This window comes from Klebsiella sp. JB_Kp042, assembly GCF_040065275.1.
In the GTDB taxonomy this organism is placed as follows: domain Bacteria; phylum Pseudomonadota; class Gammaproteobacteria; order Enterobacterales; family Enterobacteriaceae; genus Klebsiella; species Klebsiella quasipneumoniae.
The window spans coordinates 34,913-50,133 of sequence record NZ_JBEAJL010000084.1; the positions used below are offsets into that span (position 1 = coordinate 34,913).

Genomic DNA, 15,221 nt, shown 5'->3' on the forward strand with positions numbered 1-15,221 from the left:
GAAGAGATTGAGATGAGTATGGTGAATACAGCCCCGGGTAAGATTTCAGTTCGCAACCTGAACTTCTACTACGGTAAATTCCATGCCCTGAAGAACATCAACCTGGATATCACCAAAAACCAGGTGACGGCGTTTATCGGTCCGTCAGGCTGTGGTAAATCCACCCTGCTGCGTACGTTCAACAAAATGTTTGAACTGTATCCGGAGCAGCGCGCGGAAGGCGAGATCCTGCTGGATGGCGACAACATTCTGACCAACACCCAGGATATCGCCCTGCTGCGTGCCAAGGTTGGCATGGTATTCCAGAAGCCAACGCCGTTTCCGATGTCCATTTACGACAACATCGCTTTCGGCGTGCGCCTGTTTGAAAAGCTGTCCCGTGCCGATATGGATGAGCGCGTGCAGTGGGCGTTGACCAAAGCCGCATTATGGAATGAAACCAAAGATAAACTGCACCAGAGCGGGTATTCTCTCTCCGGCGGTCAGCAGCAGCGCCTGTGCATCGCCCGCGGTATCGCGATCCGCCCGGAAGTCCTGCTGCTTGATGAACCTTGCTCAGCGCTGGACCCGATCTCTACCGGGCGTATCGAGGAGCTGATCACCGAGCTGAAGCAGGATTACACCGTCGTTATCGTGACTCACAACATGCAGCAGGCTGCGCGTTGCTCCGACCATACGGCATTTATGTATCTTGGCGAGCTGATTGAGTTCAGCAACACGGATGACCTGTTCACCAAGCCCGCGAAGAAACAAACTGAAGATTATATTACTGGCCGCTACGGTTGATTTGCCCTTGTGCTTTCAGGCTCTCACCAGTTGGGCAATCAGGAGACACCATGGACAACCTAAATCTTAACAAACATATTTCCGGCCAGTTCAACGCTGAACTGGAGTATATCCGCACCCAGGTGATGACCATGGGTGGGCTGGTGGAGCAACAGCTTTCTGATGCGATCACCGCCATGCATAACCAGGACAGCGATCTGGCGAAACGCGTGATTGACGGCGACAAGCAGGTCAACATGATGGAAGTGGCGATCGATGAAGCCTGCGTGCGCATCATCGCCAAGCGCCAGCCGACCGCCAGCGACCTGCGCCTGGTGATGGCGATCATCAAGACCATCGCTGAGCTGGAACGCATTGGCGACGTGGCGGATAAAATCTGCCGTACCGCGCTGGAGAAGTTTTCCCAGCAGCACCAGCCGCTGCTGGTGAGCCTCGAATCGCTGGGCCGCCATACGGTGCAGATGCTGCATGACGTGCTGGATGCCTTCGCGCGTATGGATCTCGACGAGGCGGTACGTATCTATCGCGAAGACAAGAAAGTCGACCAGGAGTATGAAGGCATCGTGCGTCAGCTGATGACCTACATGATGGAAGACTCGCGCACTATCCCCAGCGTTCTGACGGCGCTGTTCTGCGCGCGCTCCATCGAACGTATCGGCGACCGCTGCCAGAATATTTGCGAATATATTTTCTACTTCGTCAAAGGCCAGGATTTCCGTCATGTGGGCGGCGATGAACTGGATAAACTGCTCGCCGGGAAAGATCCGAAAGAGTAATAATCATTTTGTCTAATTCTGATAAATGGATTTATCAGAATTAGATATGATTCCTCCAGCGGCAGCGATATTGCTGCGATTATCGTCACAATTAACAGGCTGCCCGTTTGAGTTCTTCATTTTATCGCGTAACAATCAGTATCCACTGACTGAGCACGCAAGCTCAGAATGTTTTAAACGGATTGTTACTGCGACAGCAGGCAAAACCTGATATTGCCCCCCCACGGCGGCGATATCAGGTTTTTTTATGCGCGCTAAGAATGACTTAATAAGGGTTGCTACCGCGATGCGCGGGCAAAACCTGAAGAGGATTATCTGTTTAGGCAGATCGTCTTCTTCGGGTTTTTTTGTTTTTTTCTCACCGCAAAAATAACAGCCCTCGCGCCCTTAAGCGGTATGGATACAGCTATTAGAACCCGCGCGATGCTTGTCGCTGTCGTATTTATTTATGCCAACACTTATATAAGGGAATATTATGTTTAGAAAAACCAGGATCGCTTCGGCGATGGTATTGCTGGCGCCGCTTTGTTATTCAACCACGCTGTTCGCGAGCCAGTTGACGGTAGAGCAACGGCTTGAGTTGCTGGAAAAAGCGCTTAGCGATACGCAAAAAGAGCTCAAAAAATATCAGGACCAGGAGAGAAAAAGAGACCAGATTTGGGCCACATGGTCTTCGCCTGCAGAGAGCCAGAAGCGCACCGTCGCGGCGGCGGCAGGACCGAAAGCAGCAGTGAAACCGGATGCGGTACTGGTCAAAAATCAACAACCTGCCACAGACGGCGCGCCAGCCTACAGCGCGATGACGCTGAAAGACTTTAGCAAGTTCGTCAAAGATGAAATTGGCTTTAGCTATAACGGCTACTTCCGCTCGGGCTGGGGAACCGCCTCGCATGGCTCGCCAAAGTCGTGGGCCATTGGCTCGCTTGGCCGTCTGGGCAATGAATATTCCGGCTGGTTCGATCTGCAGCTGAAGCAGCGGGTGTTTCAGGAAGGCGATAAACGCGTCGACGCCATCGTGATGCTCGATGGGAACGTTGGCCAGCAGTATTCCACTGGCTGGTTTGGTGACAATGCCGGCGGCGAAAACTACATCCAGTTCTCGGATATGTACGTTAACACCAAAGGATTCCTGCCGTTTGCCCCGGAAGCCGATTTCTGGGTCGGCAAACACGGTGCGCCAAAAATCGAGATCCAGATGCTGGACTGGAAAACGCAGAGAACCGATGCGGCGGCTGGCGTGGGGCTGGAAAACTGGCAGGTAGGCGCCGGGAAATTCGATATCGCGCTGGTCCGGGAGGATGTTGATGACTACGATCGTTCTTTAAGCAATAAGCAGCAAATTAACACCAATACCCTCGATATCCGTTACAAAGAGATCCCGTTGTGGGATAAAGCCAGTCTGATGGTCAGCGGACGCTATGTCGCCGCCAACCAAAGTTCTTCTGAGAAATATAAAGAGGGCAATGAAGGCTATTATCCATGGAAAGATACCTGGATGGCCGGCACTTCGTTAACGCAAAAATTTGCTCACGGCGGCTTTAACGAATTTTCTTTGTTGCTGGCGAATAACTCCATTGCCAGCAGCTTCTCGCGCTATGCCGGATCCAGCCCCTATACCACCTTTAACGGCCGCTATTATGGCGACCATACCAATGGCACCGCCGTGCGCTTAACCTCGCAAGGGGAAACCTATTTACGCGATGACATTATTATGGCGAATGCCATCGTTTACTCCTTTGGCAACGACGTTTACAGCTACGAGACCGGGGCCCACTCCGATTTTGAATCCATCCGTACGGTCCTGCGGCCGGCTTATATCTGGAATAAATATAACCAGACCGGCGTCGAACTGGGGTACTTCAGGCAGCAAAACAAAGATGTGACCGGCAAGAAATATAACGAGTCCGGCTATAAGACCACGCTGTTCCATACCTTCAAAGTTAATACCAGTATGCTGACCTCGCGCCCGGAAATTCGCTTCTATGCCACCTATATTAAAGCGAAGGATATCGACCTGGATAAGGCCGCGAATAACACCACCCGCATTTTTGAAGACGGTAAAAACGATCAGTTTGCCGTAGGGGCGCAGGCGGAAATCTGGTGGTGAGACGATAACAGAACGGACACAACGTAAGAGGAATAACGATGAAACGACATGCCATTTATTTCGCCCTCGCGCTGGCGGGCGCGGCGTTCACCATTCAGGCGGCACCGTTGCCAGCGGTGCCCGAGCCCTCCCTGCCGGTGAGCCACTTTATCACTCAGGTTAACGCGGATAAGAGTATCACTTACCGCCTGTTTGCCCGTGATGCCCGGCGGGTTTCGGTAGTGACAGGCGCCACGCCGGACACCTTTGTCTCGCACGACATGACCAAAGCGGACCACGGGGTCTGGACATGGAAAAGCGAGCCAATGAAACCCAATCTCTATGAATACTATTTTGATGTGGACGGCTTCCGCTCGGTGGATACCGGCAGCCGCTATCAGAAGCCGCAGCGTCAGGTGAACACCAGCCTGATTCTGGTTCCCGGCAGTATTCTGGACGATCGCCCGGTCGCGCACGGCGATCTGCGCACCCTTACCTATCACTCGAAGGCGCTGAATGCGGAACGGCGGCTCTATGTCTGGACGCCGCCGAACTATAGCGGCAGCGGCGAGCCGCTGCCGGTGCTCTATTTCTATCATGGCTTTGGCGACAGCGGGCTGTCGGCCATCGATCAGGGGCGTATTCCGCAAATCATGGATAACCTGCTGGCGGAGGGCAAGATCAAGTCTATGCTGGTGGTGGTCCCGGATACCGAAACCGACACCCCGGAAGCCATCGCGGAAAACTTCCCGCCGCAGGAGCGACGCAAAACCTTCTATCCGCTGAATGCGCAGGCGGCGGATAAGGAGCTGATGCAGGACATTATTCCGCTGATCGATGCCCGGTTTAACGTGCGTAAAGATGCCGACGGTCGGGCGCTGGCTGGCCTCTCTCAGGGCGGGTATCAGGCGCTGGTTTCCGGGATGAATCATCTGGAGAGCTTTGGCTGGCTCGCCACGTTTAGCGGCGTCACGACTACCACGGTGCCGAATGCCGGTGTGGAAGCGCAACTGAAACATCCTGAGGCGATCAATAAACAGCTGCGTAACTTTACCGTGGTCGTCGGGGAAAAAGATTCCGTAACCGGCAAAGACATCGCGGGTCTGAAAAGCGAGCTGGAAAAACAGAAGATCAACTTTGACTATCACGCCTATCCCGGCCTGAACCATGAAATGGACGTCTGGCGCCCGGCCTACGCGGAGTTTGTGCAAAAACTGTTTAAATAGCCGGTGGGGGCGTTTAGCCCCCGCTTTCCGCGAGTGAAGAAAGACAAGATGAAAGTGATTGCGTCCCAAGATGATGGAGAGATAAGCCGGTCGCCAGCCGTCCTGTTCTGGGCTAGATCATAGCGCTACCTGCCAACCGTCGCCCGGCTGGGCGACGCCGGGGGCTAGCGAGTGATATCCCAACCGCGCGCTTTCCACAATGCCGGCAGCGCAGCCAGATCGGTAAAGGTCGTCACGTTGGGATGATCGATGGGCGGGTTGTGCGGATCGGCGCAGAAGTAGAACACCTCCATGCCGGCGGCTATTCCCGATTGTGCACCTGCCCTGGAATCATCAACCAGAATACAGTTCTCGACGTTAACGTTCATCGCCTTTGCGGCATGGAACATCAGCGCCGGATCGGGTTTCCAGCGCTGAATATCGTAGCCGCTGTACAACCGGTCAGCGAAATGGCGCAGCAGGCCGGTGCGGCCGAGAGAGTGTTGCATCTTACTGACCGGGCCATTGGAAACCACGCACATCGGGACGCTTACCGCATCCAGCAGCGCCTGGGCTCCGGCAATCACCTCCAGTTCGCTATCAAACAGGCGGGCGACTTCCGCACGGTAAATCGGCTCCAGAGTGACCTTTTGCAGGTTAACGCCATGCTCGGCGTTGATGGTGTCGATTATTTCGTACAGCTTTACGCCTTTGAAGCGCTTAAAAATTTCTGCCAGCTCCAGCGTAATGCCAAATTCCTGGAACATGTGCACGTAGGCGCGGGAGCAAATCACCTCGCTGTCGACCAGCGTGCCGTCACAGTCAAAAAATACTGCTTCTGGTTGAGTCATAGCCATTCCATATTAACAAGTTTAACGTTTTCGTCATGTCCAATACCGCGACGCAATCGTTGCCGTATAAGCAAAATAAATGAAAAAAATTACCATACAACCGCGCCTGGTGCTGTAATTTGGTATAGGATAGCGTCGAATTTTCCCTCCTTACGTTCGGAAACCGATAATGAGTCAACAACAAACCAGCCAGTCTTCTGGCCAGGGTCTGCTGGAGCGCGTATTTAAACTGCGCGAGCACCGCACCACGGTGCGCACGGAAGCCATCGCCGGTTTCACCACGTTCCTGACGATGGTGTATATCGTTTTTGTTAACCCACAAATTCTTGGCGTAGCGGGCATGGATACCAGCGCCGTGTTTGTGACCACCTGTCTGATTGCCGCTTTCGGCAGTATCCTGATGGGGCTGTTCGCGAACCTGCCGGTCGCCCTGGCGCCGGCGATGGGCCTGAACGCCTTTTTCGCCTTTGTAGTGGTGCAGGCGATGGGCCTGCCGTGGCAGGTCGGGATGGGCGCGATTTTCTGGGGCGCCGTCGGCCTGCTGCTGCTGACGATCTTCCGCGTACGCTACTGGATGATCGCCAATATTCCGCTGAGCCTGCGCGTGGGCATCACCAGCGGTATCGGTCTGTTTATCGGTATGATGGGCCTGAAGAACGCCGGGGTTATCGTCGCAAACCCGGAAACGCTGGTCAGCATTGGTCATCTGACCTCCCACAGCGTGCTGCTGGGCGTGCTGGGCTTCTTTATCATCGCGATTCTGGCGTCGCGCAACATTCATGCCGCGGTTCTGGTCTCTATCGTGGTGACCACCCTGCTGGGCTGGATGCTGGGTGATGTACACTACACCGGTATCGTCTCGGCGCCGCCGAGCGTGACTTCGGTGATCGGTCATGTCGATCTGGCGGGCTCCCTGAATCTGGGCCTGGCTGGGGTGATCTTCTCCTTTATGCTGGTCAACCTGTTTGACTCCTCCGGGACGCTGATCGGCGTGACGGATAAAGCGGGTCTGGCGGACGCCAACGGTAAATTCCCGCGCATGAAGCAGGCGCTGTTTGTCGATAGCGTCTCGTCGGTGGCAGGCTCCTTCATCGGCACCTCGTCGGTAACAGCGTATATCGAATCCTCCTCCGGCGTTTCCGTGGGCGGGCGCACCGGCCTGACCGCCGTGGTCGTCGGTATCCTGTTCCTGCTGGTTATCTTCCTCTCTCCGCTGGCGGGGATGGTTCCGGCCTATGCGGCAGCCGGCGCGCTGATTTACGTCGGTGTGCTGATGACCTCAAGCCTGGCGCGCGTGAAGTGGGATGACCTGACGGAAGCGGTACCGGCGTTTATCACCGCGGTGATGATGCCGTTTAGCTTCTCGATCACCGAAGGCATTGCCCTGGGCTTTATCTCCTACTGCGTGATGAAAATTGGCACCGGCCGTCTGCGCGACCTCAGCCCTTGCGTCATTATCGTCTCGCTGCTGTTTGTGCTGAAGATTGTCTTTATCGATGCACATTAATCCGCACGTATGATGAAAAAGCCCGGCATCGCTGCCGGGCTTTTTTTATGCTTTAACCCGCTGAATATAGTCGCCAAAGGCAGTCAGCTGGCCGCGCAGATGGTCGAGGGTGCTCTGATCGACCACTTCACCCGACTGCGGATCCACTTTGTTCTGGATCACGCCGCCCATAAATTCCGGTTTATTCATCACCATCGCATCGAGAAACACCAGAATCTGCCGCAGATGATACTGGCAGCGCGCGCCGCCGATGGCGCCCATAGAGCTGGTTTGAATCAGCACCGGCTTGCCGGACAGCGGCTGCTCGGGCAGGCGTGAAAGCCAGTCGATGGCGTTTTTCAGGCCGCCAGGCACGGAATAGTTATACTCGGGGGTGACAATCACCACGCCATCCGCCTCGCGGATCTGCTGCGCAATCTCCTGCACGCTCTGCGGGAATCCCTCTTCCTCCTGAATATCAGCATCGTACAGCGGAATATCGCCGATCGACGGCAGCGCGGAGATGTGCATACCCGCCGGCGCGATGCCGGGCAGGGTACGCGCGACCATTCCATTAAACGACCCTTTACGCAGGCTGCCGAGTAACGTAACCACTTTCAAGGTATCTGACATGATTGCTCCTTTGGATCATGATGCCGGCAAGACCGGTCAATTGAGGGATAAGGTTTTTTCCGTGGGCAGACTGGTAAAGCGCATCAGGCGGGCTGAGGGTTCGCGTGCGCGGCGCTGAGCGTCCGCCAGGCTGTGCCAGTCGCCTCCCTTAGCATCATACTCCCAGACCTTCAGCGGGCCGATATTCGGGGTAGCGGCAATCGACCACACCAGCAGCGATTCGGCGTCACAGACGGCTTCGATCGGCAGGCTGCCGGCGGTACGCAGGCGGCCGGAGCCAGGCAGCAGCTGCAGCTGCGTTGATGTCTCACCGGTCAGTTTCAGCACGCTGCGCCGCAGCGCCACCAGCTGGCTGCGCGCTTCGTCCGGGTCATGCTGAATGTTAATCCACAGATTCTCATTGTTACTGAAATTTTGCCGGTCGGCGTCGTGGCTGCGAACGGCGCGCTGCAGCTCCATGTCGAGGCCGCAATCCCCCTCGGTGGTCAGCGCCACGCCAACGATATTGCCAGTATAAGAAATAGAGAAGCGGGGAAGGTGACGATCGCTAAAAACCGGTCTGCCATTGGCTTCGTTAACGATTTCAGGCAGCTCGCTGATGCCGTAAAGCATAAACAGCAGTTCGGCGAGCAGCGACCGCGAAGCGCGAAAGCGGGCTTGCCGGTATTCAGGGAGCCGACGTGCGGATTGATGACAGGCCGCTGACAAACGTGTCGATAGCGGCTCCCCGGTACTGAGTATCCCTCGTGCAAAATGCGTTGCCATACGTCGCTCCGTGAGTAATGGTCTGAATAAAACGGCGGGCGCTATTATCGCCTGGTATTAACAGGTTTTAATGCCGAAATCCCCCCTTGAAAAGGGAATTTGTTTGAATTTTACAAATTCTTGCGCAAATAAGGTGCTATGGGCACGAAACAAGGCTTACAGCGTACCGGAATAGAGCGCTTTCAGCGTATCTCTAAGCCAGACAAGCTTCGGGTTGTAGCTGTTGCGTTTATGCCATAGCAAGGTGAAGGGGACGCGAAGCTTTTCCAGATGCTGCGGCTCCAGCGGCAGCGGTCGGGAGACCAGCGGTAGCTGGTGCTGCTGATTATAGTGCTGGCAGTAGCGCGGCGCGGTGGCCAGCATGGTGTGCTGCGGCTGGGCCGCCATAAAGAGGGATTGCTCAAACCCCGGCACGGTCAGCGCCACGTTACGTTTATGCCCCAGCTCCTGCAGCACGTCGTCCAGCGCCCAGGTATCGCGTTGTTCCCAGCAGATGGTGATATGCGGATAGCGTAAGAATGCCGCCAGATCCCACTCCTACCTGAGTGCCGGATGGTCGGCGCGCAGCCAGACCTGCGGCAGGTCGGTGAACAGCACATCAAAATCGATATACCACGGCAGCAGGCTTAGCAGCTCTCGCGACTGCGGATGGCTTTCGCGCCCGCAGAAGCCGATATCCACCTCGCCGCGAATGATGGCGTCCAGGGAGTCGTAGTCCCAGTTGCGCAAACGAATCAATGCCTGCGGATAGCGCTGATAGATGCGCTGGGAGAGGGTGTTAAACAGGATCATCAGCAGCGGCGTTTCCGCCGCCAGCTCGAACTTGAGGCCGCTCGGCATGGTGTGGTGCGGTTTATCGAGGATCTGGTTGCCCATCTGCATCCAGTCCGCCAGATCCTGCTCCATGCTGCTGACCAGCGGCGTGGGCGCCAGGCCCAACGGCGTTTTGACAAACAGCGGATCGTCAAACCAGGCGCGCAGTTTGGCCAGCGATTTGCTCACCGCCGAGGGCGAAACGTTCATCCGCTTCGCCGTACGGGTAACGCTGAGCTCCTGGGTCAGGAGCTGCAGGCAGAGGAGTAAATTAAGATCGAGACTCGAAAGCGGCTTCTTCATCGTGTTGCGCAACCCGCGGCGGGGTAGCGACCAGTAGCAGAACAAGACTCACTATGCTACAGGCAATGAGTATCCCGATCAGCATATTCATTGCGCTGAGTCCGATGATAGCGGCGAGCCATATCCACAGCGACGAACCGCACACCTGCGCGATGCCGAGGACCGAGCTGGCGACACCGGCGCGCAGCGTGAATGGCCCCAGGGCCTGGCTCATCGCGACGCCGAAGCCGACGGAGAAGCCGGCGCAAATCATGCCCAGCCCGACCAGGGTGACGGCCTGGTGGGTGGCGATGCTCAGCGCCACGCCAGCCGCCAGAAACAGCAGCTGCGAGGTTATCATCAGGGTGCGCGGTTTAAACAGCGACAGGGCGAACGGCGTCGAGAAGGAGACCGCCATGCTGACCATCGCCATCAGCGCCATCGTCATGGAATAGGTGCCGCGATCGAACCCCATTTCCTCCATCATCAGTACCGGCGAGACGTTCACGTAGGTGAGGATCGCCGTTACGCTGAGGGTGGTGATGAGAATGCGGCTGAGGAAAAAGCGATTCAACAGCGATTCGTCCGCGCCATGCTGCGGCATAGCCGTCTGCGGAGGCGCCGTCGGACGCGTCTCGCGCAGGATAAATACCGCCAGTAAACCCACCGTTACCCCCATGCCGATCATGGTGTAGAACAGACTCTGCCACGGGAATTTCAGCATGATCAGGTGGCCGAGCACCGGCGCCAGAACGGGAATGATGCAGGTAATGCCGTTGAGCAACGACAGCACTTTGGCCCGCCGACGGTCGTCCAGCGTATCGCGCAGAATAGCGAAAGCCACCACGTAGCAGCAGCCGGCGCCGATCCCCTGGATAAAGCGTCCGGTAAGGAAGTGGCTGCTGGTGTGCGCCTGCGCGCAGAGCAGGGAGGCGATAACAAAGATCGCCGCGCCCACAATGGCGACAGGCTTGCGCCCCGAGCGGTCGGCGATACGGCCAGCAAACAGCATCGCGGAGGCCATTCCGGCCAGATAGACCGAGAAGGCGATATGTAATTGCGCCTCGCTGGCTCCCAGATCCTGAGCAATACGCGGCAGGCCGACGAGATACATATCGATGCCGGAGGGATAGAGCAGAACCAGGGCAAAGCTGCAGAGAAGAAAGCGTGTCATGAGATCCTCGCGATGTGAATGGCGTTCAGCATAGTGAGATACGCTCCGCAAGACGAGTTGCCATTTGGACAACGCTATTTTCCTGGCAGGAAACGCGAACTAGCGGCCCCGGCGTCGCCAGACGCGGGCCATCCCTTCGCTTTCCGGCCGAACGCTTTCGAAGCCAAACTTCGCGTACAGCTCCGGAACATCCGCCACCAGCGTAACGTAGGCGCCGTCAAAGGCGTTCGCATCCAGCCAGGCGACCAGTTTCTCCATCACCAGCCGGCCAAGGCCCTTCCCCTGGTGAGCCGGATCGACGGCGACGTCGACAATGTCGAAATTAATCGCGCCGTCGCCGACGATGCGCCCCATGGCGATCGGCGTCTCCTGCCAGAGGATATGTACGCCATAACAGCTTTGCGGCAGCCCGGCTCTGGCGCCTTCTACGGGGCGCGGCGACATGCCCGCTACCACCCGCAGGTGGCAAAACGCTTCGGCGGAGGGCACCTTCTCGATCACGGTATATTCAACGGTCATGCTTTAGTCTCGTGGTTAGGGGGAGATAAAAGTAGAGAACGTTGCGCCGCAAAGGGCAAGAAAAAAACCGCATTAACGCGGCGCTAATGCGGGTGAGTGAACGTTTACGGACTAAACGTTATTTGCCGATACAGAAGCTGGAGAAGATGCGGCCCAGCAGGTCGTCGGAGGTGAACTCCCCGGTGATCTCGCTCAGCGCCTGCTGCGCGAGACGCAGCTCTTCCGCCAGCAGCTCGCCGGCCCAGGCGCCCAGCAGCTGGGCTTTGCCCTGCTGCAGATGGTTCGCCGCCTCTTCCAGCGCCTGCAGATGGCGACGGCGGGCGAGGAAGCCGCCTTCCATATTGGTATCGAAGCCCATGCTCTGCTTGAGGTGATTACGCAGCACCTCGACGCCTTCGCCGGTGCGTGCCGACAGGCGGATCAGTGAGTGGCCATTTACTTCGCTGATACCCAGCGCTTCGCCGGTAACATCGGCTTTATTGCGCACCACGGTAATCGGCAGTTTAGCGGGCAGGCGCTCGATAAAATCTGGCCAGATCTCCGCCGGGTCAACGGCGCTGGTGGTGGTGCCATCGACCATAAACAGCACCCGGTCAGCCTGCGCAATCTCCTGCCAGGCGCGCTCGATGCCGATACGCTCCACTTCGTCATTGGCGTCGCGCAGGCCCGCGGTATCAATGATATGCAGCGGCATGCCGTCGATATGGATATGCTCGCGCAGCACATCGCGGGTGGTGCCCGCAATGTCGGTGACGATCGCCGCTTCGCGGCCCGCCAGGGCGTTCAGCAGGCTTGATTTACCGGCATTTGGCCGCCCGGCGATCACCACTTTCATCCCTTCGCGCAGCAGACTGCCCTGACGGGCTTCGGCGCGGACGGCGTCGAGGTCGACCATCACCTCGTTCAGTTGGGCTTCAATTTTGCCGTCGGAGAGGAAATCAATTTCTTCATCCGGAAAATCAATCGCCGCTTCCACGTAGATGCGCAGGTGAGTGAGCGCTTCCACAAGGTGGTTCACCCGCGCGGAGAACGCCCCCTGCAGCGAGTTCAGCGCCGAGCGCGCCGCCTGTTCTGAGCTGGCGTCGATAAGATCGGCGATGGCCTCTGCCTGCGCCAGGTCGAGCTTGTCGTTAAGGAACGCGCGCTCGGAGAATTCGCCCGGTCTGGCGATGCGCAGGCCCGGCAGGGTCAGAATACGTTTGAGCAGCAGGTCGAGAATGACCGGGCCGCCGTGGCCCTGCAGCTCAAGCACATCTTCCCCGGTAAAGGAGTTCGGCCCGGGGAACCACAGCGCAATCCCCTGATCCAGCGGCGTACCGTCAACGTCGTTGAACGGCAGGTAGTCGGCATAGCGCGGCTTCGGCAGCTTGCCGAGTACCGCCTGCGCGACGTCGCGCGCTTTGAGGCCGGAGATACGCAGGATGCCCACACCCCCGCGTCCCGGTGGGGTTGCCTGGGCGACGATAGTGTCGTTATGGCTCATGGTGACTCTCTATGTAGATGTAAAAAAGGCGGTCCATTGACCGCCTTCTCTGGCATTAACGTTACCGTAACTACTCTAAATTATCCAGGTCGCAGATGCGTTGGCTTGAAGAATGAAGAGTATCAGGATTTCTTCTTCTCGCGGCTATGCAGGCCACGCTTCTCCAGACCACGGTAAATCAGCTGCTGCTGGATAATGGTCACCAGGTTGCTGACGATGTAGTACACCACCAGGCCAGACGGGAACCACAGGAAGAACACCGTGAAGATGACCGGCATAAAGGTCATGATCTTCTGCTGCATCGGGTCGGTCACGGTGGTCGGCGACATCTTCTGGATGAAGAACATCGTCGCGCCCATGATGATCGGCAGGATGTAGTACGGGTCTTGCGCAGACAGATCGTGGATCCACAGGATAAACGGCGCATGACGCAGTTCTACCGAGGCGCTCAGCATGTAGTACAGCGCAAGGAAGATCGGCATCTGGATAATCAGCGGGAAGCAGCCGCCCAGCGGGTTCACTTTTTCCGCTTTATACAGCGCCATCATCTCCTGGCTTTGACGTTGTTTATCGTCGCCCAGACGCTCGCGCATGGCCTGAATTTTCGGCTGCAGCATACGCATCTTCGCCATGGAGGTGTACTGCGCTTTGGTCAGCGGGTACATGATGCCACGAACGATAAAGGTGATGACGATAATCGAGAAGCCCCAGTTGCCGAGGAAGCCGTGGATGAATTTCAGCAGCTTGAACAGCGGTTGGGAGATGAACCACAGCCAGCCGTAGTCGACGGTCAGATCCAGGTGCGGCGCGACGGCAGCCATTTTGTCCTGAATCGCCGGGCCGACCCACAGCGTGCTCTGCAGTTTGTCGGTTTGACCAGGCTGCACCAGTACCGGCTGAGATTTATAGCCGATAGCGACAATGCCGTTGCCGAGGTTGGCGGTGTAGAAGTTATTCGTCCCGTTATTCTGCGGCACCCACGCGGTGGTGAAGTACTGCTGCAGCATGGCAACCCAACCGTTTTTGGTGCTGACGTTCAGGTTTTCATTGTCCAGGATGGTATCGAATTTGTATTTTTCGTATTTCGAATCCGCGGTGGAGAACGCCGCGCCACGGAAAGTATGCATCGTGGACAGGCCGCCGGTCTGCGTATCGCGACTGGACGGCAGCGCGGCGGTCTGCTTCAGCTGACCGAATGTCGAGACTTCCAGCGGTTTCTCGCTGGCGTTCTGCACGCTATAACCCACGTTCACCGCATAATCACCGCGTTTCAGGGTGAAGGTCTTGGTGAAGACGTTGCCGGCTTTGTCGGTATAGATCAGCGGAATAACGATTTCGTTCTGGCCATCAGCCAGTACATACGCATCTTTATCAGCGTTATACAGCGGACGCGGGCCGTTAGCCGGGTTATCCGGGCCGTCACGACCGGTTAAGCCGCTCTGCGCCTGGTAGATAAACTGTGGCGTAGTTTCCAGTAACTGGAACGGTTCAGTCGATTTCAGCGCTTTCGGGTAAGCCGGAAGCAGCGCTTGCTCAACATCACCACCGCGGGTGTTGATGGTCAGATCAAGCACATCAGTTTTAACCGTAATCAGTTTCCCCTGGCCACTGGCCGGTACGCCCTGGTCGGCGGCGCTACCCGCTGCTGTGGTCGTAGTCTGCGTGGTCTGCTGCTGGGGTTGCGGATTTTTGTCCTGCTCCCAGGCTTGCCAGATCATGAAAGACACGAACAACAAAGCGATGATAAGAAGATTGCGTTGCGAATCCATCGTTAGTGTTCTCTGGTATCAAATGGTCCAGGCGGGACGGGATCGTCACCACCAGGGTGTAAAGGGTGGCATTTTAATACGCGTTTCATCGTCAACCAACTGCCTTTTATCACTCCAAACCTGCGTAAGGCCTCAATTCCGTATTGAGAACAGGTTGGGGTGAAACGGCAATGCGGCCCGAGTAGCGGACTAATCAGGCGCTGATAAACTCGAATCAGGCCGATCAGGACCCGCGAGCCAGGCGACAATGGCGGCGCCATAATTTTTCCAACGCTTCCGAGAGAGCACGGTTATCGAGGTCGGCAACCCCTCTTTTCGCCACCACCACGAAATCCATTGGCGGGAGTTCATGTTGACGCAAACGAAAACTTTCACGCGTCAGACGTTTAATCCGATTGCGTTCATGTGCGCGTTTCACGTTTTTCTTGGCGACGGTGAGACCGATGCGGGGATGCCCCAGCGAATTCAGGCGGCCGAGGATGGTGATTTGCGGCGTGCCAGCCCGTTGTGGCTGCTGGAAGACGAAAGTGAAATGACTGGGAGTTAACAAGCGTAACTCCCTGGGAAATGCGAGCTTAACCACGCAGGGTTAG

14 protein-coding genes and 1 pseudogene are annotated in these 15,221 nt (G+C 56.8%); 5 read left to right on the top strand and 10 right to left on the bottom strand.

Annotated features, from left to right (window positions below; all coding sequences use genetic code 11):
• Nucleotides 1–12 precede the first annotated feature (12 nt).
• The 4 genes from pstB to ABLV54_RS14785 all read left to right on the top strand — a co-directional run bounded on the left by pstB (nucleotide 13) and on the right by ABLV54_RS14785 (nucleotide 4,874).
• Nucleotides 13–786: a phosphate ABC transporter ATP-binding protein PstB gene (gene pstB / locus ABLV54_RS14770; RefSeq protein WP_004145006.1), complete on the top strand. Its 774-nt coding sequence runs from the start codon at nucleotides 13–15 to the stop codon at nucleotides 784–786.
• A gap of 50 nt (nucleotides 787–836) precedes the next feature.
• Nucleotides 837–1,562, top strand: a complete 726-nt coding sequence (phoU, locus tag ABLV54_RS14775; RefSeq protein ID WP_004145007.1) for a phosphate signaling complex protein PhoU — start codon at nucleotides 837–839, stop codon at nucleotides 1,560–1,562.
• Between the two features lie 475 nt (nucleotides 1,563–2,037).
• The gene (locus ABLV54_RS14780) at nucleotides 2,038–3,669 is read left to right on the top strand and encodes a carbohydrate porin (RefSeq protein ID WP_032429026.1); all 1,632 of its coding nucleotides are present in this window, start codon (nucleotides 2,038–2,040) and stop codon (nucleotides 3,667–3,669) included.
• 38 nt (nucleotides 3,670–3,707) lie between these two features.
• Nucleotides 3,708–4,874, top strand: a complete 1,167-nt coding sequence (locus ABLV54_RS14785) for an alpha/beta hydrolase-fold protein (RefSeq protein ID WP_348814188.1) — start codon at nucleotides 3,708–3,710, stop codon at nucleotides 4,872–4,874.
• A gap of 164 nt (nucleotides 4,875–5,038) precedes the next feature.
• Here ABLV54_RS14785 and yieH read toward each other — a convergent pair whose 3' ends face one another.
• Entirely contained in the window at nucleotides 5,039–5,704 is a 666-nt protein-coding gene (gene yieH, locus ABLV54_RS14790; RefSeq protein WP_348814189.1) for a 6-phosphogluconate phosphatase, read from the bottom strand.
• A gap of 169 nt (nucleotides 5,705–5,873) precedes the next feature.
• Here yieH and ABLV54_RS14795 point away from each other — a divergent pair, with 169 nt between their 5' ends.
• Nucleotides 5,874–7,211 carry an NCS2 family permease gene (locus ABLV54_RS14795; RefSeq protein ID WP_072096714.1) on the top strand — a complete coding sequence of 446 codons (1,338 nt, stop codon included), beginning with the start codon at nucleotides 5,874–5,876 and terminating at the stop codon, nucleotides 7,209–7,211.
• A 45-nt stretch (nucleotides 7,212–7,256) separates the two neighbouring features.
• Here ABLV54_RS14795 and ABLV54_RS14800 read toward each other — a convergent pair whose 3' ends face one another.
• The 9 genes and pseudogenes from ABLV54_RS14800 to rnpA all read right to left on the bottom strand — a co-directional run bounded on the left by ABLV54_RS14800 (nucleotide 7,257) and on the right by rnpA (nucleotide 15,211).
• Nucleotides 7,257–7,823, bottom strand: coding sequence for an NADPH-dependent FMN reductase (locus ABLV54_RS14800; protein WP_023291465.1), 567 nt, complete (start codon nucleotides 7,821–7,823; stop codon nucleotides 7,257–7,259).
• Nucleotides 7,824–7,859: 36 nt separating this feature from the next.
• Complete coding sequence (locus ABLV54_RS14805) at nucleotides 7,860–8,435, bottom strand: phosphopantetheinyl transferase (protein ID WP_072096716.1); 576 nt, start codon at nucleotides 8,433–8,435, stop codon at nucleotides 7,860–7,862.
• Nucleotides 8,436–8,744: 309 nt separating this feature from the next.
• Nucleotides 8,745–9,704: pseudogene (gene yidZ, locus ABLV54_RS14810) on the bottom strand (HTH-type transcriptional regulator YidZ).
• On the bottom strand, nucleotides 9,673–10,857 hold the full coding sequence (locus ABLV54_RS14815; protein WP_050534289.1) for an MFS transporter: 1,185 nt from the start codon (nucleotides 10,855–10,857) through the stop codon (nucleotides 9,673–9,675). Before ABLV54_RS14815 ends, yidZ begins: the two are co-directional and overlap by 32 nt.
• 99 nt (nucleotides 10,858–10,956) lie before the next feature.
• Nucleotides 10,957–11,376 carry a GNAT family N-acetyltransferase gene (locus ABLV54_RS14820; RefSeq protein WP_023291462.1) on the bottom strand — a complete coding sequence of 140 codons (420 nt, stop codon included), beginning with the start codon at nucleotides 11,374–11,376 and terminating at the stop codon, nucleotides 10,957–10,959.
• 118 nt (nucleotides 11,377–11,494) lie between these two features.
• Nucleotides 11,495–12,859, bottom strand: a complete 1,365-nt coding sequence (gene mnmE / locus ABLV54_RS14825) for a tRNA uridine-5-carboxymethylaminomethyl(34) synthesis GTPase MnmE (RefSeq protein WP_023291461.1) — start codon at nucleotides 12,857–12,859, stop codon at nucleotides 11,495–11,497.
• 122 nt (nucleotides 12,860–12,981) lie between these two features.
• A complete protein-coding gene (yidC, locus tag ABLV54_RS14830) occupies nucleotides 12,982–14,628 on the bottom strand; it encodes a membrane protein insertase YidC (RefSeq protein WP_050534288.1) in 1,647 nt (548 codons plus the stop codon).
• Nucleotides 14,629–14,630: 2 nt separating this feature from the next.
• On the bottom strand, nucleotides 14,631–14,888 hold the full coding sequence (gene yidD, locus ABLV54_RS14835; protein ID WP_004151536.1) for a membrane protein insertion efficiency factor YidD: 258 nt from the start codon (nucleotides 14,886–14,888) through the stop codon (nucleotides 14,631–14,633).
• Nucleotides 14,852–15,211: a ribonuclease P protein component gene (gene rnpA, locus ABLV54_RS14840; protein ID WP_004151535.1), complete on the bottom strand. Its 360-nt coding sequence runs from the start codon at nucleotides 15,209–15,211 to the stop codon at nucleotides 14,852–14,854. The genes yidD and rnpA overlap by 37 nt, the downstream gene beginning before the upstream one ends.
• Nucleotides 15,212–15,221: the final 10 nt, after the last annotated feature.

What these genes read in the sequence shown, in the direction of transcription:
- ABLV54_RS14785 (WP_348814188.1), top strand. Translation starts at nt 3,708, where the DNA reads ATGAAACGACATGCCATTTATTTCGCCCTCGCGCTGGCGGGCGCGGCG.
- ABLV54_RS14820 (WP_023291462.1), bottom strand. Translation starts at nt 11,376, where the DNA reads ATGACCGTTGAATATACCGTGATCGAGAAGGTGCCCTCCGCCGAAGCG.
- ABLV54_RS14780 (WP_032429026.1), top strand. Translation starts at nt 2,038, where the DNA reads ATGTTTAGAAAAACCAGGATCGCTTCGGCGATGGTATTGCTGGCGCCG.
- yieH (WP_348814189.1), bottom strand. Translation starts at nt 5,704, where the DNA reads ATGACTCAACCAGAAGCAGTATTTTTTGACTGTGACGGCACGCTGGTC.
- mnmE (WP_023291461.1), bottom strand. Translation starts at nt 12,859, where the DNA reads ATGAGCCATAACGACACTATCGTCGCCCAGGCAACCCCACCGGGACGC.
- yidC (WP_050534288.1), bottom strand. Translation starts at nt 14,628, where the DNA reads ATGGATTCGCAACGCAATCTTCTTATCATCGCTTTGTTGTTCGTGTCT.
- yidD (WP_004151536.1), bottom strand. Translation starts at nt 14,888, where the DNA reads ATGGCGCCGCCATTGTCGCCTGGCTCGCGGGTCCTGATCGGCCTGATT.
- pstB (WP_004145006.1), top strand. Translation starts at nt 13, where the DNA reads ATGAGTATGGTGAATACAGCCCCGGGTAAGATTTCAGTTCGCAACCTG.
- ABLV54_RS14795 (WP_072096714.1), top strand. Translation starts at nt 5,874, where the DNA reads ATGAGTCAACAACAAACCAGCCAGTCTTCTGGCCAGGGTCTGCTGGAG.
- ABLV54_RS14805 (WP_072096716.1), bottom strand. Translation starts at nt 8,435, where the DNA reads ATGCTTTACGGCATCAGCGAGCTGCCTGAAATCGTTAACGAAGCCAAT.
- ABLV54_RS14815 (WP_050534289.1), bottom strand. Translation starts at nt 10,857, where the DNA reads ATGACACGCTTTCTTCTCTGCAGCTTTGCCCTGGTTCTGCTCTATCCC.
- ABLV54_RS14800 (WP_023291465.1), bottom strand. Translation starts at nt 7,823, where the DNA reads ATGTCAGATACCTTGAAAGTGGTTACGTTACTCGGCAGCCTGCGTAAA.
- phoU (WP_004145007.1), top strand. Translation starts at nt 837, where the DNA reads ATGGACAACCTAAATCTTAACAAACATATTTCCGGCCAGTTCAACGCT.